At 46.5% G+C, this 20,041-nt stretch carries 14 protein-coding genes and 1 tRNA gene; 2 read left to right on the top strand and 13 right to left on the bottom strand.

The annotated features are described in order from the left end of the window. Positions 1–364 precede the first annotated feature (364 nt). The 6 genes from RIE73_RS13080 to RIE73_RS13055 form a co-directional block, all read right to left on the bottom strand. The gene (locus RIE73_RS13080; protein ID WP_446401585.1) at positions 365–1,600 is read right to left on the bottom strand and encodes a cation:proton antiporter; all 1,236 of its coding nucleotides are present in this window, start codon (positions 1,598–1,600) and stop codon (positions 365–367) included. Continuing rightward, a complete protein-coding gene (locus RIE73_RS13075; RefSeq protein ID WP_446401584.1) occupies positions 1,593–1,907 on the bottom strand; it encodes an AtpZ/AtpI family protein in 315 nt (104 codons plus the stop codon). The genes RIE73_RS13080 and RIE73_RS13075 overlap by 8 nt, the downstream gene beginning before the upstream one ends. After that, the gene (locus RIE73_RS13070; protein WP_446401583.1) at positions 1,891–2,298 is read right to left on the bottom strand and encodes a F0F1 ATP synthase subunit epsilon; all 408 of its coding nucleotides are present in this window, start codon (positions 2,296–2,298) and stop codon (positions 1,891–1,893) included. Before RIE73_RS13070 ends, RIE73_RS13075 begins: the two co-directional genes overlap by 17 nt. A 45-nt stretch (positions 2,299–2,343) precedes the next feature. Beyond that, entirely contained in the window at positions 2,344–3,867 is a 1,524-nt protein-coding gene (gene atpD, locus RIE73_RS13065) for a F0F1 ATP synthase subunit beta (protein WP_446401582.1), read from the bottom strand. Between the two features lie 797 nt (positions 3,868–4,664). Continuing rightward, positions 4,665–4,901 carry a helix-turn-helix domain-containing protein gene (locus RIE73_RS13060; protein WP_446401581.1) on the bottom strand — a complete coding sequence of 79 codons (237 nt, stop codon included), beginning with the start codon at positions 4,899–4,901 and terminating at the stop codon, positions 4,665–4,667. Positions 4,902–5,077: 176 nt separating this feature from the next. After that, positions 5,078–5,323: a helix-turn-helix domain-containing protein gene (locus RIE73_RS13055; RefSeq protein WP_446401580.1), complete on the bottom strand. Its 246-nt coding sequence runs from the start codon at positions 5,321–5,323 to the stop codon at positions 5,078–5,080. A 125-nt stretch (positions 5,324–5,448) separates the two neighbouring features. Between RIE73_RS13055 and RIE73_RS13050 the strand changes: the two genes are divergently transcribed. Then, positions 5,449–5,703 carry a hypothetical protein gene (locus RIE73_RS13050; RefSeq protein WP_446401579.1) on the top strand — a complete coding sequence of 85 codons (255 nt, stop codon included), beginning with the start codon at positions 5,449–5,451 and terminating at the stop codon, positions 5,701–5,703. 479 nt (positions 5,704–6,182) lie between these two features. Here the strand turns inward: RIE73_RS13050 and RIE73_RS13045 are convergent, their stop codons facing one another. The 7 genes from RIE73_RS13045 to RIE73_RS13015 all read right to left on the bottom strand — a co-directional run bounded on the left by RIE73_RS13045 (position 6,183) and on the right by RIE73_RS13015 (position 19,083). After that, a complete protein-coding gene (locus RIE73_RS13045) occupies positions 6,183–12,191 on the bottom strand; it encodes a CHAT domain-containing protein (RefSeq protein ID WP_446401578.1) in 6,009 nt (2,002 codons plus the stop codon). A 771-nt stretch (positions 12,192–12,962) separates the two neighbouring features. Further along, positions 12,963–13,781, bottom strand: coding sequence for a DUF928 domain-containing protein (locus RIE73_RS13040; protein ID WP_446401577.1), 819 nt, complete (start codon positions 13,779–13,781; stop codon positions 12,963–12,965). A 369-nt stretch (positions 13,782–14,150) separates the two neighbouring features. After that, positions 14,151–14,474: a thioredoxin gene (gene trxA / locus RIE73_RS13035; protein WP_044206943.1), complete on the bottom strand. Its 324-nt coding sequence runs from the start codon at positions 14,472–14,474 to the stop codon at positions 14,151–14,153. A gap of 289 nt (positions 14,475–14,763) precedes the next feature. After that, positions 14,764–15,927 (bottom strand): GuaB3 family IMP dehydrogenase-related protein, encoded by a 1,164-nt coding sequence (locus RIE73_RS13030; protein WP_446401576.1) that lies wholly within the window; start codon positions 15,925–15,927, stop codon positions 14,764–14,766. A 56-nt stretch (positions 15,928–15,983) separates the two neighbouring features. After that, positions 15,984–16,187, bottom strand: a complete 204-nt coding sequence (locus tag RIE73_RS13025) for a hypothetical protein (RefSeq protein WP_446401575.1) — start codon at positions 16,185–16,187, stop codon at positions 15,984–15,986. Positions 16,188–16,223: 36 nt separating this feature from the next. Next, positions 16,224–18,281, bottom strand: coding sequence for a flotillin family protein (locus RIE73_RS13020; RefSeq protein WP_446401574.1), 2,058 nt, complete (start codon positions 18,279–18,281; stop codon positions 16,224–16,226). A gap of 121 nt (positions 18,282–18,402) precedes the next feature. Then, positions 18,403–19,083, bottom strand: a complete 681-nt coding sequence (locus RIE73_RS13015) for a DUF1449 domain-containing protein (protein ID WP_446401573.1) — start codon at positions 19,081–19,083, stop codon at positions 18,403–18,405. Between the two features lie 207 nt (positions 19,084–19,290). Here RIE73_RS13015 and RIE73_RS13010 point away from each other — a divergent pair. Then, a tRNA-Cys gene (locus RIE73_RS13010) sits at positions 19,291–19,361 on the top strand. The last annotated feature ends 680 nt before the right edge of the window (positions 19,362–20,041 follow it).

The raw sequence follows: 20,041 nt of genomic DNA, 5'->3' as shown, positions 1-20,041 counted from the left end.
AGATGTTGCTTCGCTTTTTGTTTCATGGGGGAGACCAGATGTTGCTTCGCTTTTTGTTTCATGGGGGAGACCAGATGTTGCTTCGCTTTTTGTTTCATGGGGGAGACCAGATGTTGCTTCGCTTTTTGTTGCACGGGGGAGACCAAAGGATGCTTCGCTTTTTGTTGCACGGGGGAAGCCAGAGGAATTGCGTAAGTTTTGAATGTTCCAGATATGCCATGGTTCATCTAATTTAAACGAGGATAATTTCATAACAGTTAAGGGAGTAAAGAAAGCCAGCGAATCAACAACGGTGCGATTGCCAGTAGGCTGACTTGCACTAAAGCGATCGCAATCCAGATAATAAGCTGCGGTGAAATAGGCATCAGTTACTTACTCCTGTTGGAATTTCAGGCAATTTGTTCAACAACGAACGCAGAACAATCGGTGCTAGAATGCTAGTCACCGCTGACACAACAACCATGGCGGCGAAAACCTGATTGGATACCGCCCACTCTCCTAATGAGAGTCCCTTACCCATGACAATCATGGTAATTTCGGCGCGAGGAACCATACTGACGCCAATTAACGCAGCACCCGTCCAACCTGTGGTTAACCAAGTCGGACCCCCCGCACCAATAAGTTTGCCAAGTACAGCGGCGACAAGGAGAATTCCTCCCATCCCCAAAGCCGCCGTTAGCGCACTGGGGTTAATTTTCAAGCCAATCCCAATGAAAAAGAACGGCGTAAACAGTTCGTATAAGGATTCAAACGACGCATCAAACTTGACCGCATCCGGATCATGGCTAAACACCAATCCGGCAAAGAATGCACCAATAGCAACCGAAAACCCCAACAACCCCGCGATCGCGGCAATCATAAAGCCAATCCCCACCACCTCCAGCATCGGTTCCGGTGGCGCTTCAATTTGGCGAAAGAACTTGGTCAGCTTTGCCTCCAAAAAGCGCGAGAAAACATAGCAAAACGTCCCAAACACCACAGCTTCCAGGAAAAATATGCCAGAAGTTTTGGCAATGACGGGCAGTAATTCTCCTGTGCCACTGTCTTGAATTGCCGGGGCAATAGCAAACAATAACGCCATTAAAATTACCCCCAAGATATCATCCAGTTCCGCCACATCCAACAGTAATTCCCCATATTGGGAATGAGTAGCATTGGCTTCTTGCCACACCCCAATCGATACACCCACACTGGTTGCCGTAAACGCGATCGCAATAAATAAACTGGGGATAAATGCCAGTCCCAGTAACCAATAGGAGGTGACAAATCCGAAACCCCCATTAACAACAATATTGACTAGCCCAATTTTTGTTGCTGTGGATAACTGGCGCATCAATCCCGCTAAATCACTTTCTAACCCCACCCGAAACAATAACGAAATCACACCCACTTCGGCTAAAAACTCAAAAATTCCCTGCCCCGGTTCTCCCAGAAAATGCCACTGCGAATCCGCCAGCCGCAGCAGAAAGCCCAGCACCAAATATCCCACTAAACTAGGTAAGCCCAAGCGCGTCATCCCTTCCTTAATCAGGATGGAAATCGTGCTAATGGCGCCCACCAATAAAATCAATAGAGGGATAGTCTGTGCTGATTCACTCATCGGCAGACTCCTGCTGTACCCAGTACCAGGCATTTAGACAACCGAGGCTCAAACCAACCAACATGAGGATTAGCGTCCAAGAAAATGGAGTTAGCCAAACTTCATCCAGCCACAGTCCAATTGCCACCCCAATTAACGTGGGAATGCCAACCGACCAACCGACAAATCCCATCAATGTCAAGCCATATAAAACACTTAAATTTTCTTCCTTGCGGGCTTTAACTTTACGGATGGATTTATCTTTGATTTTCCCCAGAAACGTCTTGTTGTGTTGTCGTCGTCTAGAGTGATTAGGACGCTTCGCCACTTGACCCTCCTATCTCATATACACCACGAGCAAAACTCGCTTCTAATTTCGCGATCGCACCTGCTGTGATTCTTTCCCGTTCATCCAAACGCGAAAACTCCTCTTCTACGGTGTGCTGTAACGTTTCTAGGTCATCTGATCGAATCGCTCGTCCGGTTGAAACCCGAACATCTGCGCCACATTTAACTAACACGCCTTCATCCACAGCGATAAACACCTCTGGCGTGGATTCCGATTCAGATTCAAAGAATAAAATACCCGGAACAATCGCCGTTACGAAGTCAATATGATTCGGTAATAAGGTAAAGGCACCATTTTCCGCTTCGGCGGATACTTTGGTTACTTCTTGATCGAGTAGTATTTCTGTAGGAAGCAAGATTTTCAGGTTCATTGGTCATTCGTCATTTGTCTTATGTCATTCGTCATTTGTCTTATGTCATTTGTTTTCTCCCTCATCTCCCCTATCTCCCTCATCTCCCCCATCTTCCTCATCTCCCTCATCTCCCCCATCTCCCTCATCTCCCCTATCTTCCTCATCTCCCTCATCCCCCTGCTTCCCTTGTGCTTCGTCGATAGAACCGAGCATATAGAGCGATCGCTCGGAATAATCGCTAAACTCATCATTGAGAATGCGATCACATCCATCCAAGGCTTCGTCTAAACTCACCAGTTTGCCTTTTTTCCCGGTAAACTGTTCAGTCGTAAAGAACGGTTGAGTTAAGAAACGCTCAAGTCGTCGCGCCCGATTGACCGTTTGGCGATCGCGTTGGGACAATTCTTCCATCCCTAACATGGCGATAATGTCTTTCAGATCCTCATAACCCGCCAAGGTACTCTTAATTTCTTGAGCAATTTGGTAATGACGTTCTCCCACAATCGTCGGACTTAACATCTTAGACCCCGATTGCAGCAAATCCACCGCCGGATACAATCCCTGACTCGCCCGTTTCCGAGACAGAACCAGCGAAGCCGATAAATGACCAAACGTATTCACAGCAGCCGGATCAGTAAAATCATCGGCTGGAACATAAACCGCCTGTACCGACGTAATCGCCCCCGTTGCGGTATTCGTAATCCGTTCCTCAAATTCCGATAACTCGGTTCCCAGCGTCGGTTGATACCCCACACGAGACGGGAGTCGCCCCAATAACCCCGACACCTCCTGTCCCGCTTGAATAAACCGAAACGTATTATCAATCAACAGCAACACATCTTGCTGCACATCATCCCGAAAATACTCTGCCATAGTCAGAGCTGCATGACCAACCCGGAATCTAGCACCTGGCGGTTCATTCATTTGCCCGAATACCATCACGGTACTCTCTAAAACCCCCGCCTCTTGCATATCGCGATAGAGTTCTTCAGCTTCCCGATTGCGTTCGCCAATCCCACAAAAGAAACTCACCCCTTCATGCTCAGTCACCATGTTATGGATCATTTCCGTGAGCAGAACCGTTTTACCCACACCCGCACCGCCAAACAATCCCGCTTTTCCGCCACGTTCTAAAGGAACTAGCACATCAATCGCTTTGATCCCCGTCTCCAAAATTTCAGAAGTCGTCGATTGTTCAGCCAGAGAAATCGCAGGTTGATGAATGGAACGCCATTCTACGTCTTTGATCTCCTCTTTTTTATCGATAGGATCACCAAACACATTAAACACACGACCCAGTAATTGTTTTCCCACAGGAACCTGCAAGGGAACGCCTGTATCCCTAACCACCGAACCTCGCGCCAACCCTGACGTTGGCGTCAAAGCAATACCCCGAATCGTCTTCGCGTCAAGATGGTTAACCACCTCAATCACAATCTTGTCATCCTCACCCGCCCGAAGCTGGCTATACATTTCCGGAAGCTGCTGCGGAAACTGAACGTCGATGACGCTGCTGCGAATGGAAACGACGCTTCCCTGGTTGGTTTGATTTTGATTGGCTTGATGCAAATTTTCGGTTGTGTTCATCTTTAATCAATCCCTGACAACTATCCACAGCCACTCTCATCCGAGAATTGAAGCTGGGGGTAAGCATGAGCGGGGTAGTTGACCTCTCCAGAGGACTAATCGCGTATGTGGTTGAGTATCCTTATTATTCATAAGTCAGTATTTGTGCTTAAAACATCCTCCTTTTGAAAGAGAGATGCTGTTGGCAAGGTATATCAACGAGAACAGGAGAGGGGTGGACATGATATAACAACCTGTAGGGGCGACCCGCTTGCATCAATTCACAACACCCGTCCATTCAATTCGGTCGGGTCGCCCTCTATTCAAACTACAAGTTCTATGGAATGAACTGTTTAGTCATCCAAGAAGTTTCCATTTCATGTTCATGACATCTGTCTAAATAAGGCAGTTTTGATCCTTCACCACCTTAGAAAAAACCTGCCCAAACTTGACCATTAGCTTTCCGTTAAATATCAGATAATCTAAAAATAAATTTTCCAAAATATTGATTATCATTCTATTAATTACTCATTATTTTTATGACAATGATATGAACAAAATTGAGTTCACAAATATCTACATAGTGATAGCAACCTTCACCACCTTCGACGGAACCGGGTTTGTAGGGGCGGGTTTTACTACTATCATTTCTGACTTAACCCAGATGTGACTAAACCCGCCCCGACTTAACCGTTTGCTTCTTCTTTCAGGTTTTATCACTGTCTTGGAGATGAATGGCACTGAAATAAGCTATTTTAGATCACCGAAACCCTTGATATACCGTAGGGTGGGCATTGCCCACCAGCCTTAATTCAGTATCATTCGTTTTGAAGATAGTCTCCCAAATAAAGCCGGACAAACTCATCCGCAGCGGCTGGATCAAGACTTTGTAAAGCTTTAGCAATATCTGCCGCAGTTTCGGCACTGGGATCAGTCTGTTCATGAAACCAGCGAAAAACGACATAAGGCTTCACGCCCAATGCCACTGCCAATTTATTCTGGCTAATGCCAAATGTTTCTAACGCTTGTCTGAGGGCTTTTCCGGCTTTTCCCATGCCCTCAATCGTGTCAAAAAATTTTCACCGCGTAAATCTACACAAATCTGTGGTTATCCGGTAAGCTGGGAATTATACACACTTCTGTGTATATAAAGACCAAGTGAAATCAGGGAAACCCCAATGGTTCAAAACGTTTTGACCGATACCAAACCCGCCCTGCTTCAACCTCACTTTCAGGTTTTATCACTGTCTTGAAGATAGTCTCCCAAATAAAGCCGGACAAACTCATCCGCAGCGGCTGGATCAAGACCGTGTAAAGCTTCAGCAATACTTCGGACAGTTTCAGCACTGGGATCTGTCTGCTCATGAAACCAGCGAAAAACAACGGAAGGTTTAACTCCCAACGTGAGAGCCAATTTGTTCTGGCTGATGCCGTAGCTCTCCAAAACTTGCCGAAGGACTTTGCCTGCTTTTCCCATGTTCCCCATCGTGTCAGAGGAAGATCAGGAAGTAAATATTTGCAGATCTGCGAAGATAGAGCGTACAATTTTAATATTCGCAGATCTGCGAATACTCCAGGTAAACGCCAATCAGGGAAACCCCAATGGTTCAAAACGTTGTGACCGATACCAAACCCCCCGAAGCCTCGGTACAGCTACAAGCTTCTACCCGTTCAAACTCAAAACGAGAATTTGTCAAAGTTATCGTTGTTGGTTCTGCCAAAGGCGTGGTGAAAATCATTCACACGTTGTATCGCCTCGGCTTTGCCAATGTAACGGAATGGAGTCCTCTGACACCAACGGCAAATCCGGGAGAGGTAATGAGTGTAATGAAGCGATGTGTGTTTGTGGATGAATGAGTTCCAGTAGGAACAGCCAAGCTGTAGGGACGGGTTTAGGGACAAAATTATAGCAACCGCCATAGCTGTTAGGATACATCATTTATGTAGAGACGTTGCATGCAACGTCTCTACAATGGTGTCGAAAGTCCTAATCGATGTGTCTACTGCTATAACAGACAAACCAATAACCTTTCGACAAAACCCGCCCTCCCCAACTCGGTTAGTGGCGCAAACATTGAAGTGTTGGAGAAATACATTCAGGCTCTAGATTCACCAAACTGTTAAAAGGGAGGACGTTGAGTAGGGGTTTGGTCACCAAACCCCTCTTTTCCCTAATCTCAACCGTTAACTTTAATGAAAGCAAGTTACCGTGAGGTGGGCAAGAGCAACGAACGATAACATAAACGTTTCCAGCTTGATAACTCTTGCCCACCCTACGTCACTCATTGGTTATTCGTTATTCGTCATTTGTCATTCTTCTGCCTTCTGCCTTTTATTTACCACGGATTGCCAACGATACTAAATGCTGACCAGTAATAGGGATGAGATAAGTCGGGATTACCCGGTTTAGCATCAGGAGAGGGCAAAGCAATTGCTTTATCAGACAAGATTAATTGATTATTTTCATACTTAACCTTTCCTTCAATCATTGCCATTTGTGCCCGTCGCCATGCTTCCGCTTTAATCGGTGCGTCATCCAGATTATTGTAAAACTCTGCCATCATTGGCAACGTTCCCCAATCCTCGATGTACCATAAACTGGCTAATACTGATTTAACTCCAGCTTTAGCCGCAAATCCAGCAAACCCTAGTTCGGCACTCGGATCACCTAAGGCAGTACGACAAGCACTCAATACTACTAATTCTACAGCCGGATCATGCCAGCCTAAACTACGTACTTCGTCTATTCCTACCTGAGTATCCCATAACTGAATATAAGAATTACTGGGTGCGCCCGGTTCAAATTCTGCATGGGTAGCCAGGTGAATGATGCCAAAGGGTTTTTCTTCGCGTTTTGCCTTGAGATTGTTAACGGTAAAATTCTCATTGAGAAAGGCTTGACCACGCCATAATGTATTGGTCAGAATCGATACCTCAGCAGCAGCAGCAGGCAATTTCTCCAGAAGAGGATTATCGGGAAAATCTGAGGCTCCCATTGCCAAAACAGGCATGGTTTTAATATTGGCATAACGGGTATCTGTGAGGCTAACACTGGGCATCAAACTCACACTATATCGCCGCACGATAAAGTTATCTCCATCATGGATAGCGGCTATGGGCAATGAGCGCAACCCTTCATCGAGAATAAAGACTAAATTCTCAATTCCTGTTTCTTGTAAATCTGTTTCTAAGGGGGCTACCATCCATTGATACAGTTGTTTGGCGTCATCTAAATAGCCAAAGCCACCATCCAGGATTTCCTGACGAAAGTTCTGTCCTGTATTCAGGACATCAGACTGTTTAGCCCCTGACACTCGCTTGGTAATAACATCCCGATCCGCTGTTACCAGCATCAGTTCTAATTCCTTTTCAGAGTTTGTACTACTCGGTACAAAAACCCCGTAAATTACAGCAGGTTTAACCCCAGTTGCCACCTCAATGCTACGCAAGCGATTGCGGATTTCATCCAAGGTGAGGATTTTTTCCGCCTCCATTCCCATTTGTTTCTCAAATGCCTGAGTAAAGTAGCGCTCTATTTTGTAAACATCAGCATTGATAATCGGCTCTTGATCTAAGGCGTTAGGAGTAGGAGGACGTTCTAACGGTCTCTTAAACTCTATTAGTGGATCAGTCGGATCACTCGGATCAGAAGTCTGATCCGTTGTAATAATCCGGATATTACCGAGAGTATGACTTCCTGGAAATGACTGAACAGGTGCAATCGTAAACTCCCCACTGGTAATGGCTTCCGCCGTACCATTTTCACTGCCATTACCGACAATAAAAGGTTTGATCACTTCCTGTGCGCCACCACCATGACGAATGGTAATATCACCGCCACCGTTACCGCCAGCCGTAGAAATACTAGCTTCTATGCCATTTTGATCGGTAAAACTTCCTGTTGCTTGAAAGAATTGTTGCGTCGTGATGTCAACATCACCACCTTGACCATTGCTGCCGCCTTGGGCATTAATAGAATTGACGGTAATATCTTCCAAAGGATCGAGGGTAACATTCCCGCCATCGCCTTCAGTCCCGCTCGAATTGATGGCTTCCGTTGTAATCGAGATCCTTGCATTTACAGTAATATCACCGCCAATAGCTGCAGAAGAATTTAAGTCACCCGTATTAATTTTTTCGTCTTTACTGGTGAGGTTAATTGTGCCACCAGAGGTGGTGATATTTGCTGTGTTCAGATCATTACTGGCACTCGCGTCTACATTGCCACCAGCGGAATTCAAGTTACCACTATTGACTTCTCCCTGTGTACTGGTGAGGTTAATTGTGCCGCCAGAGGTGGTGATATTTGCTGTGTTCAGATCATTACTAGCAGTTGCGTCTACATTGCCACCACCGGAATTCAAGTTACCACTATTGACTTCTCCCTGTGTACTGGTGAGGTTAATGGTGCCGCCAGAGGTGGTGATATCTTCTGTGTTCAGGTTACTATTAGCACTAACTCCCACATTGCCACCACCGGAATCCAAGTTACCACTCGTGACTTCTCCGCCTTGACTGGTGAGATTAATGGTGTCACCAGAAGTGGTGATATTTTCGGTGGTTAAATTACTATTGGCACTCAGTTCTACCTTGCCATCAGTTGCGGTAATATTACCGACAGTCAGAGTATTCGTAGTATTTAGGCTGAAATCCCCATCCAGGATTTGAATATCTCGAAGATTTGCCAAATTAATTGTGCCAGTTCCCGATTGATGAGTAAAGCTAGAGGCTGCAATCGCGTCTTTGGCTGTCACATTTCCGGCACTAGCAATGGTCAGATTTCCTAGAGGTGTACCGCTACCTACTTTCCCCTCAAAGATCACATTACCCGTTCCCGCCGTAAGATTGAGATTTTGCGTCCCATCCAGAAGATTATTAAACAGAATATCCCCCGTTCCAGCACCTGTAGACAAGAACGTTTCACCCGTCAGCGTGAAAGCCGTATCAACCTGAATCGTTCCACCCTGACTATTGAAACGAATCTCATCCCCATTGGTAGAAACATTACCCCCATTCTGAATTTCTATATTGCCCCCTTGACTAGCAAAACTAATCTCACCCCCATTGGCAAAAACATTACCCCCATTTTGAATTTCTATATTGCCCCCTTGACTAGCAAAACTAATCTCACCGTTAGTCGTCTCCACATTTCCACTGGCAAGAATATTACCGCCAGTGGTGTTCATATCAACATCTCCACCAACGTTAATCGTGTTTTCAATCTTGACGTTTCCACCTGTGGGATTATTGTGTTCTACAATCAGATCTCCTGTCTGAGTAATAATCTCGCCGAGAACATTAATATCTCCCCTTTCTTCCCCTGGATCGAGTTGAAGATATATATCCCCACTCCCCGAATTCAACCTAGCGTCAGAGGCTATTTCTATAAAAGCATCACCAGGATCTCGAAATGCCTGGATAGCATCACTATCATTGGCAATGAAGCTTAAATTCCCATCATCTGTGGTTATATCAGCATTGACAAAAATCCCTCGACCTGCTCTTAAGCTCAGCGCTCCCCCAGTTCCGTTCGGATTATCAGTGAGAATTGCTGCATCTACAGTGATGTCATTGTTTGCCTGAAACTCAATCTCGGTTCCGGTGTTAGTAATGTTGGTAATCGTTTCAACATCAATCGTCACAGATTGGTCAGGATTATCGCCAAACTCAAAGCTGGAGCCAAACAAATAAATATCCCCTGCATTGTTCATGCCTCCTGGCGCTCCCACCACCACGTTTCTTTCTACCCCAGCAACTGCATTACCAAAATTGCTGGGTGAATCCGAGGGCTTGAGAAAGGTTTGCCACAAAAGTCCCGTGTCCGAATCTGGCAAGGGTTCATACAAATAGGTTGCATTTTCTCCGGGGGCGCTGACGACAACGTTAAACCCTAATGCAGACTCCGCCGATTCTACTGCCGCTACTGAAGTACCAAATTGACCGTTATCAGCATTGGGACTAGAAAAAGTGTTTTGCAACTCGCCATCCTGATTAAACCAATAGGCAGCACCTTGAACTCCTTGTCCCAGATTATCACCAGGGGCTCCCACGAGTATTTGTGAACCCATCGCGGCTACTGAAATCCCGAACTCCCCGGTGTCTGTAGCGTTTGGACTCGTAAATGTTTCGATTAGATCTCCACTGTTGCTATTAAATAGATAGGCAGCACCTCCAGTTATGATATTGCCTTCTACCCCTATATTGTCTCCAGGTGCTCCCACTAGCACATTTGAATCCACCCCAGCGACTGAATAGCCAAATCGACCATTATTGGTGGGTGAACCCGTAGGATTAGGGCTGAAGAATTCATGCAGCTGATTCCCCGTATTGCCATCGAATAAATAAGCCGCACCTGTATCTGTTCCTTGGGTATCATCTCCTGGAGATCCAACCAAAACATTTGACCCTACGGCGGCGACGGAATAGCCAAAGCCCAAGCCTAACTGAGGGTCACCTTCAGCCGTCGAGGAATTTGGGTTATCGAAAGCTTTCTGGTATATCCCCTTGGAATCAAATAAATAAACCCTTCCGTTTTCGTCGTTTTCTCCCGGAGCGCCAATAATAACGTTGTCTGATCCCATCCCAGCTACAGCAAAACCGAATCGACCATCGTCTGGATTTTCTTCGTCGATGAAATCAGGGGGAGTCCTAAACGTTACCAGCTTTTCTCCAGTACTACCATCAAATAAATAGGCAATACCTACGTCAGTCTTCTGTATTGCTGTTTCTGTTTCGTCGTATCTCGGATCACCTACAATTACATCTGAACCTAGTGTCGCGACTGAATAACCAAACTGATTTTCTGTTGATGGATTATCCGGATTAAAGCGTATCGCTAAGGGTGAATTCGCATCTCCAATCGTGATATTTTTAGGATCAAGTAATAACGTACCCGGTTGACCGTTCAATGCTCCCGCATCAGCATGACCAGTAAAAATCAATAATTCCTTGCCAGAAACCTCAATAAATCCCCCATCTCCTGCTTCCGTTCCCCCACGGGCGCTAATGGTTCCATAAAAGCCCGTCACTCCATCTGCCCAAATAAACACCTCACCGCCTGTCCCCTGTTCCCCAGCATCAGCCGTAATCAGCGAGTTTTCACTGACTAGAGTTTGAGACGCATTAAACGTACCTTGACCCTGATAGTCACCACCCAGTCGTACTGTTCCACCGCCATACATCCCAGAAGCATTAATTGTGGCATCAAATACACCCACTTTATTACCAAACACATTCACCGACTGGGAATCAACGCCAGGAGACTCATGAGACACATCCAGAGTGCCAGAGGCGATCGCAACGCCTGCTTCTGCGGGTACACTCAGACCAGACTCCTGAAGCTGTACTTGACCTGTCTGGGTAACCGTTAATCCCGTCTCCACGCTGTCCTCTGTACCCGTCAGCAGCGTTGGTAAATCCAAGGGATCAATTGCCTCTATCTCCCCATTCTCATTAGTAGATGGTACAATTTCTAAACTTAATAATTGTCCCGGTTGACTAATCCGCACCCGATTGGATTCCGGTACAGCCGCCATGGTAATGGTGCCGCCTGGTGCAGTCAGTTGCCCGGTGTTAATTGTATTTCCCGCCAGTAAGGTTAAATGATGTCCTTCAGATACGGCTAGATTGCCACCATTAATCAGAGTGGCGGGTTGCGCTAAATCAAAGGCAAACTGGTTGGGATCACCGATTAACGTCTGATAGTTATTTTCACTAAAGACATTAAACCACTGATCCCCCTCAAACCCAATGCCTGTGGCGGTTGTGGCTGTAAACGACGCGGGAACATTTAAACGGGCATTCGCCCCAAATACAATCCCCGCCGGATTCATTAAAAATAAATTCGAGTTGCCCCCAGTAACTTGAATTAAACCATTTATAATGGAGGCTTCTCCACCAACCACCCGCCCCAAGATATTGCGAATTTGCGGATTAGACAGAAAATTGGCAATTTCACCAGCAGAAAGACCAAAGTCTTGGAAACTGTGAAATAGATTTTCCCCATCTCCGGAAACTGTGCCACCGTCAATGTTAAATTGGTTACCGTTTTGCTCAACCGTTGTACCTGTCCCATCACCAGCCTCGGTAATGGACTGAGCCATGATTAAACTTGGGGGGTTGATCGGTGTGGCTTCTTTGGTTAAAATAGAATCTTTAACCAAAGTAGTGGGTGGGTATGGCTGAGTAGTTGAGGTGTTTCTCAATAGAGAGTCAGGGTTAAACTGAGGAACAATCGGTACGTCTGTTTTATCCATATCGAGACGGATCGATATTGCCTGAGTTGGCTGTATGCTAGTCGCACCCAAAATGGGTAAGGTAGCCAACAGCAGGATTGCTCCTTTCATTGCAGAATTAATCATAGGGGCTACAAAACTCCGTGGAATAAGTAAAACTGATGTATAGGACTTTACCGAAAGGATGACACTCAACCTTAAATAAGCGAAGTCCTAACTAGAAGCCGCACTGAATCCCAATACGATTACTCAGCTATCAAATAGTACGTTGAATTTTAAAGAGACACCAAAACTCTTGCTGTTGAACTACTATTGCTGTTGAATTATCGTCGAAAACATCTGAATAATCAACCTGGGCTATCTGTTATCGGTTTCAGCTATGGTGAACCTAGGCAAATGCACAATACATACCTATCAAAGAAATTCAGAACTGTGAATCTCTTTGCCGAGATGACTCAATGATGGTCAGCCACCAACCTATATTCTCCAATGACAACAAAATACTAAATCATTGGACAAAAAAGCCACAGTATTTAGTGATACACCGCTGACTACTTTAGACAAAATGTCCAATCTACTTCTTTATAGCACACTGTTTTCAGGGTCAGGTGGCTATCGAATCAAAATTAGGGGCAATGCAATAAGCTGTTGTCTGTTGGGTACAAGAGAACAGCCACAGTGGGAAAGCGAATGATCGAACGAGGATAGTGTAGCGGGGTCTTACAGGTTCAAATCAAGTCGCTGATATCTTGTGTTTAACGTGGAATTGCGAACATCCACTAGATATAGCGGTTTTTGGCAATGATGGAAGACAAGCAACCCTAGTTAAAGGACAGGGTGATGGATAATTCTCAATTGAGAACCGCTAGAAACATTTGGGGATCACCGAGCCGAAGCACTACAGCATTCAGTAATAGGTTTGGATGCGATCGCCTCGAGTTCAATATCCTCTAACAAGTTACTCCAATCCATCGCCAGGGCGTAATTGGCGCTCTGAGTACGGCGAAGGTTGCCGATCAGGGTGAGAGAGTCAAACCAAATCCCATTCCGGGCTAAGACAACGGCGTGATCGCGGGGAGTCAACGCCCGATTTAATCCTTGTTGGAGTTCAGCCGTTACGGGAACACGCTGGATAAATCCTCTAACTCGGACTCGTTTGGGATCAGTACGAATACTCGCCTGTTGGGGATCTTCACAATAAACGGTAAAAATCCAGTTGTAGTATTGATTTTCCTTGAGCGCGGGTGTAGTTGGCGGTAAAGCAATACTCATCACGCCGGGTAGAATGTTCGTTACGGGATAGGTGGTTTCGTACACCTTCTCACCCTGATCACTCCAGAGGGCAAATTTCATCGAGTGGAATTTCTTCGCGCCATCGGGAACATAGAACCAGAAAGTAGGATGTTCCTCTACCGTTAATCCCACATTAGTATCGGGGATCAGGGCAAACAGAGACTCTCCGGATTGACTTTCCCCACAGAGACTACGACTCGCGCCACCTGTACGATTACCGGAGCGAGGACTTCCCCGACCCGACAGATCCAGATTAAACTCAAGCATATCTTGCAGCGAGGGAGTATTACTCGCTGAGTTGGTCGGTTGAGAGTAAGTCGGAAGGGGACTAACCAGACAACCAACCACAATTGATGCGATCGCCACAACTCGTTTGATGGGTGGAGGCGATATAGGTATCCTAGTCATGACATAGTAAAGTCTATAGATTTAGACATTTACATAGTACAAGTCGGTAATGTCTTCATCCGGATTTATGATACAAGTTCAGAAAAACTGATATTTATGTTGGCTTGGGGACTAGACTTGAACTCGAGTTGCCAACTGTTCCCCACAACCAGTCAACCCACACCCCACGCCCTGTCTCCTGTTTAGCTTTCTTACCCGCCACTTCAGAACTGGCAATTTGCTTCAACTTTCATCTCTGTTCTGGCTTGTGGATTATTTTTGCCATGTTGGTCTAGAGCTTACAGGCTTTTTGTAGCTGTAGCGACTCCTCGCGCCTGCAAGCCTAACTAGCCTTAACCCGATTCGGCTTAAGGCTTTATCGATTATCGATTAGAGATACTTTTCTAGAGTGTTTGCTAGAGTGGTTTTTGGAACTGCGCCCACAACCATATCAACTCGTTGTCCTCCTTTAAAAATCATTAAGGTGGGAATGCTGCGAATCCCATACTGACTGGCTACATTGGGATTTTCGTCAGTGTTGAGCTTCACAACTTTAATCTGACCTTCGTATTGTTGGGCGATTTCATCTACCACAGGGGCGACCATCCGACATGGACCGCACCAAGGTGCCCAAAAATCTACTAAAACGGGAACGTCACTATCTAGGACGTCTTGCTTAAAACTGGCGTCTGTAACTGCTACGGCTGTTGACATGCCTGGAAATCCTTGCTTGTACTATTTCTATGTGTCTTGGGATATTTTACCACAGAGAAAACTGAGCGTTCCCCTGCAAAAAAAGTATATATTTAGACATAAATTGTCATATCTTATCGGTTAAGATGTTAAGCTATCGTGACATTAGAGCTTGACGCTGAAAAAGGAACCGCCCGAACATAGTCCGGGCGGAGTGTGGTGTGAGGAGTGAACGGAAACATGCGTCTCCGCTTTCTCTATGTTAACTTACATCAGTGGGGTTTGGGGCAGTTTGTCAACCCCAAAAATTTTATTTACCCATTCCCAACTGTTGTGCTTTCTGGTAAACTTTCCCTTCTGTGAGCAGGGAGGGCGCAATCACCACCTCCACTTGCTGCATTTCTTTCAAGTTCTTAGCGCCCAAAGTTCCCATACTGGTTTTCAGCGCACCTAAAAGATTATGAGTGCCATCATCCAGTTGCGCTGGTCCAATCAGAATTTCCTGTAACGTTCCCGTACTCCCCACCTGAATGCGGGTTCCTCGGGGTAGAACCGGGCTAGGGGTTGCCATTCCCCAGTGAAATCCGCGTCCAGGGGCTTCTTTGGCACGAGCCAGTGGAGAGCCAATCATCACCGCATCTGCGCCACAAGCGATACATTTACAGATATCTCCCCCGGTAATTAAGCCACCATCCGCAATAACTGGCACATAATTACCTGTTTCTTGATGATAGTCATCACGGGCAGCCGCACAATCCGCCACCGCCGTCGCCTGGGGGACTCCCACACCCAGAACCCCCCGTGAGGTACAAGCGGCACCCGGACCAATTCCCACTAATACCGCCGCCGCACCGGCTTTCATCAGATTCAGGGCAACTTGGTAGGTGACGCAATTGCCCAAAACCACGGGCATCGGCATATCCTGGCAGAACTGTGCTAAATCTAGGGGAGTAACTGACTCTGGCGACAGGTGAGCCGTAGACACGACGGTGGCTTGTACAAAGAATAAATCCGCACCCGCCGAGGCAACAATTTCACCATATTTCATCGCCCCGGCTGGCGTAGCACTCACCGCCGCAATCCCACCTTGGTCTTTAATTTCCTGAATTCGCTGGCTGATTAATTCCGGTTTAATCGGTTCGGCATACAACTCCTGCATCAGATGAACGAATTCTGACTTACCCACCGAGGTGATTCGCTCTAATATCGGAGCAGGATCAGCATAACGGGTTTGAATGCCTTCGAGGTTTAAAACCCCTAGCGCTCCCATCTCAGATAGGATAACTGCCATTCGCACATCGATCACGCCGTCCATCGCACTGGCGATGATCGGAATTTCTCGTTCGATGCTCCCCAAACGCCAACGGGTGTCTGCCAAATTCGGGTCTAGCGTCCGTTGTCCGGGGACTAGTGCGATTTCATCGATGCCATAAGCTCTGCGAGCTGTTTTACCTCGCCCAATTTGAATATCCACGCTTCTTTATTCGTTCCCAAGACTATTTAAGCTAGGGTATCAAATTTTGTTCTTTGTCATTTGTTAGGGAACAGGGAACAGGGAACAGGGAATAGGCAATGGGTAATGGGTAATGGGCAATGGGCAATGGGCAATGGGCAATGGGCAATAGGCAATAGGCAATAGGCAATAGGCAATAGGCAATAGGGTAATGGGCTATAGAAATTTTGTCTCCCATCTCCCTCTGCTCCCCCTGCTCCCCCTGCTCCCAGACGCGCCATGGCGCGTCTCTACATTGCTTCCCCAGCTCCTTTGCCTCAACTGTGACGAGTTCGGGGATCTTCGCGATCGCGATCGCTGTTTGACCCAGATGCCCGATGGGGTGGCGCAGAACCCTCATCACTCTTAACCTGAGACGGTTCGACAAGTTTCGCGGCTGCGGAAGACGGTTGTCGTTGTCCGGGAGATTTGGATGGGGGGGGTGCTGGCGGGGTTTGCCGTTTGGCTAAGGCTGGAGTCTCGGATTCGGCTGAGGACTCTGGCGGTTTCGGGTTGCCATTTTCTCCCGTTTGAGTCGGATTATTCCGCACTAACTGACTCACCTGACCAATTAAGTTTCCTAGCTTCCCTTCATCCAGAAGCGTATTGATTAAGGATAAGCCACTGGTTGAGAGTAAGAGTTTGTTAATATCACCCATGCCATTCCCATGACCATTACCATTACTGCCATTCATCCCAGGAAACGCGAAAATTCGGGTATCGCCTAAAATTCCCGGTTGTGGCGCTAAGGCTTTGGCGATTTCTGGCAGTTTGTCTACCAAATCGGGCCAAATTGTGGTCAGCACTTGGGCGCTTAACTTGGAGTCACTCAATGTATTCTCGGCTTCAATGATTGCTCGTTTCCCTTCGGCTTCCGCTAAGGCTTTATCCCGATTTGCTTGGGCTAAGGTGCGAATGGATTCGGCTTCTAATTCTGCCGCTTGACGGGCAATTTCGGCTTGGCGACGACGGCGGAAGACATCGATTTCTACGACGTTTTGGTCGGCAATCCGTCGTTTTTCGGCTTCTTGTTCGGCTGAAATTAGGGATAAGCGTTTTTCCCGTTCTGCTTTTTCTATCTCTGTCGCCGTAACCACACCGGATTCCGCTTGAGCGCGTTCGGCTTCAGCGGCAAAGCGTTCCCGTTCTTTATTGGCGATCGCAACAGCCGCTTCCTGTTTTGCCACTTTTGATAAGCGTTCGGCTTCAGCCACCCGCACTTGGGCTTCTAGGCGGGAGGAATCGACGGTTTGCTGACGGGTAATTTCGGCGATTTCGGCTTCTTGTTTTTGGGTGGTTTGGGCGACTTTTAGCTGTTTATTCCGTTCCTCTAGAGAAATATCTGCCTCAATTTGGTTTTCTTGAACTGAGAGTTTGCGGCGAATTTCTTCTTCTTCAACGGACTTATCTTGTAAAATCTTCGTCCGTTGTACGGCGGCGGCTTCTCGGTCTTTGGCTTCTTGAATTTCCCGTTGTCGCTGGGATTTTAGGGATTCAACCTCCAGTTGTTGTCCTAGAGTGGCGTCTTCTTTTTCTTTGTTGATTCGCAGGGATTGCTTCTGGGCATCAAGTTCCTGCTGTTCAATTCTCACCTGGGTACTCAGTTCAACTTCCCGTTTTTGTTGGATGGAGCGTTGAATGGTTTCGGTTCGCAGGCGGACTCCTTGGGCATCGAAGAAGTTATTGGTATCGTAGGTGTCGCTTTCTTCTATCTCAGAAATAGCGATATTATTTAGGGTTAACCCGACTTTTTTCAGGTCAGGCTGAATCAGATTTAACACTTCATCCGCAAACCCTAATTTATCGGAATCAATTTCGGCTAAACTCTTCTTCTTAGCCGAAGCTCGAATCGCATCATCTGCCCGTTTTTCCAGGGCTTCTTTAATATCTTCAGTCGAAACTCGTCCTTGTTTCGAGAGTCGGGCGGCAGCAGTTAACACGTCGTCTTTATCGGCATTAATACAGACATAAAAGGTTGCCCGCATATTTGCCCGCAGATAGTCTTGAGTGCGAACGGCTAGGTTTCCGGTGCGTTCTACATCAATGGAAATTTCCCGTAAGGGGACACGAGTCAGTTCATGAAATCCGGGCCACACCGCACAACCGCCATACAAAATGACTTTTTTCTGTTTCACAAAGAAGCCACCGGTTCTGACAAAGGCTTCGTTATTGGGAGTGATTTTGTAAACCAGTTTATACGCCCATAACGTGGCAATAAGTCCTAAAACGATCGCCGCGATCACACCGGGGAACAAGAGGATACCACTGGGTAACTGTGCCAGGGTAGATGATACTGGAACAGGCTGGGAGGTTGATGTCGTCGATGATTGTGACATGGTAGTTTGCGCTCTCAATCTATATGTTGTATTGAAGCCTGAAACTTATACACATTTAGACCTTGTGTAAAAAGAATCACAGTTTGCTCGAATGGAATCGGGACGGTTGTGTATGCAGCCGTTATTGTGAATCTTTAGGTTGAGATGAATTAGATAACCATTGTTGTTGATCGGAACTATCTTTAGTAATCACCCGATAGCTTTCCGGTTGTCGGTCAATCACTAAGACTTGATTGCCGCGATTGGGAATAACGTTTGCCCATTTGGGTAGGGTGGCATTAATTGTCACCAGATTGCCACTGGGATCAATCACATCCACTTGACCGATTTTGCCTTGAGTTTCTAGGGGAATTGAACTAGAACTGACGCTACCCTGACACCCAATTAAGCGATCGCCACTGGCATCTTCACCAAATGTGGCAAAAATTTTGCCCAAAGGTCGAGAAATTAAACCACCACTGAATAAACTTAGGAGTAGGGAGGCAGCAGCGACGACACCGCCGAAGAAACCCGTGGGGATCGTACCCGTGAGATTTCCGATCGCCACATTAATTATCCAGCCGAACGCTCCGACCAGACAACAGTCAGTGGCGAGTAGCAAAATTAGGGGAACTTTACCCACACCCAGAAAACTGAACATTGATCCCATGGCAAAATCGCCATCGGCATCCACGTCAGCATCCGCATCGGCATCGATATCAAAATCATCATCCCCGCCACCGGAGAAAATGACAACGAGAAACAGGAGGATGCCCATCCCTAGGAAAATCCAGTAGGGCAGATTAAGCAGGTTGAATAGCATGGATCGAGATAGCGATCGCGACTGTAGCGTTACGCTCTATTAACGGATATTCTCAGCCTAGCGAGGAATAGACAAAACGGCTTCAACCCGCTAAGATACTTAATGTTTTGCTCGTCCAAAAGAATTCTTGGCGAAAGAGACATATAAGGATGAGATAGGGTATAATCCTTTATTGTAGAGACGCGCCATGGCGCGTCTCTACAGTAGGGCGGCATAGCCAAGCGGTAAGGCAGGGGCCTGCAAAGCCTTTATCCCCAGTTCGAATCTGGGTGCCGCCTTTTGCACAAGTGAGATTTCTGTTTTGTTCGCGCCTCAATGCGGGCGGGTTGAGTTCATTTAGAGGTTTGCCTTCTTCTCAACCTTTTGTCAACACCCTTTGTTATCGAGAGAGAAAACCCAAGCGTGAGAGATCGCCAGGGTAACTATGAAGGGACAAAGAGTGACATTTCCTAGTTTATCAATTGTCTCGACGGTTGCGATCGCCTCATACATTGGTTAAGGTGCTCTGCGCTACGCTCTCCCCACCCTACAGATGACGCCAATCAGGGTGTGTAGCCGATCGCATAGTCTTTTCCAATTCAGGGATGATTCGCATTCTTGACGATCAGCCCTGTCGCTTCATCACAACTTTACAAAACGAGTTAAACAATTTCCCGTTAGTTTAAATGATTTGTGAACAAAAATGAACCTGAAACCCTGATTCTCTCAGCATCTCTATTTCACAACTCATTCATACACCTGATAAATTTTTAAATCTCAATACTTTAAAGTTTCTGCAAACTTTCAAAATACATCTTTACACCATCGGGGGGGGGTACTGACAGGTGTAGGTTTTTTACTTGAGGGTGGGGACAAGACAAGGAGGACAAGGAAGGAAAGTAGACAAGGTGGAGAAGAATTGTATAGTTCAAGACGTATTTATGAAAAAAGATTGTCGTGGAAATAAACCATTTAAGGA

It is taken from the genome of Coleofasciculus sp. C1-SOL-03 (genome assembly GCF_040220555.1).
In the GTDB taxonomy this organism is placed as follows: domain Bacteria; phylum Cyanobacteriota; class Cyanobacteriia; order Cyanobacteriales; family Coleofasciculaceae; genus Coleofasciculus.
The sequence above is the reverse complement of the archived record's forward strand: the minus strand, read 5'-3'. Positions and strand labels throughout refer to the sequence as shown.

Bases quoted from the DNA above. Each gene is read 5' to 3' on its own strand.
- RIE73_RS13070 (WP_446401583.1), bottom strand. From the start codon at position 2,298: ATGAACCTGAAAATCTTGCTTCCTACAGAAATACTACTCGATCAAGAA.
- RIE73_RS13040 (WP_446401577.1), bottom strand. From the start codon at position 13,781: ATGACTAGGATACCTATATCGCCTCCACCCATCAAACGAGTTGTGGCG.
- atpD (WP_446401582.1), bottom strand. From the start codon at position 3,867: ATGAACACAACCGAAAATTTGCATCAAGCCAATCAAAATCAAACCAAC.
- RIE73_RS13020 (WP_446401574.1), bottom strand. From the start codon at position 18,281: ATGTCACAATCATCGACGACATCAACCTCCCAGCCTGTTCCAGTATCA.
- RIE73_RS13015 (WP_446401573.1), bottom strand. From the start codon at position 19,083: ATGCTATTCAACCTGCTTAATCTGCCCTACTGGATTTTCCTAGGGATG.
- RIE73_RS13055 (WP_446401580.1), bottom strand. From the start codon at position 5,323: ATGGGAAAAGCAGGCAAAGTCCTTCGGCAAGTTTTGGAGAGCTACGGC.
- RIE73_RS13045 (WP_446401578.1), bottom strand. From the start codon at position 12,191: ATGAAAGGAGCAATCCTGCTGTTGGCTACCTTACCCATTTTGGGTGCG.
- RIE73_RS13050 (WP_446401579.1), top strand. From the start codon at position 5,449: ATGGTTCAAAACGTTGTGACCGATACCAAACCCCCCGAAGCCTCGGTA.
- RIE73_RS13060 (WP_446401581.1), bottom strand. From the start codon at position 4,901: ATGGGAAAAGCCGGAAAAGCCCTCAGACAAGCGTTAGAAACATTTGGC.
- RIE73_RS13080 (WP_446401585.1), bottom strand. From the start codon at position 1,600: ATGAGTGAATCAGCACAGACTATCCCTCTATTGATTTTATTGGTGGGC.
- trxA (WP_044206943.1), bottom strand. From the start codon at position 14,474: ATGTCAACAGCCGTAGCAGTTACAGACGCCAGTTTTAAGCAAGACGTC.
- RIE73_RS13025 (WP_446401575.1), bottom strand. From the start codon at position 16,187: ATGGCGCGTCTGGGAGCAGGGGGAGCAGGGGGAGCAGAGGGAGATGGG.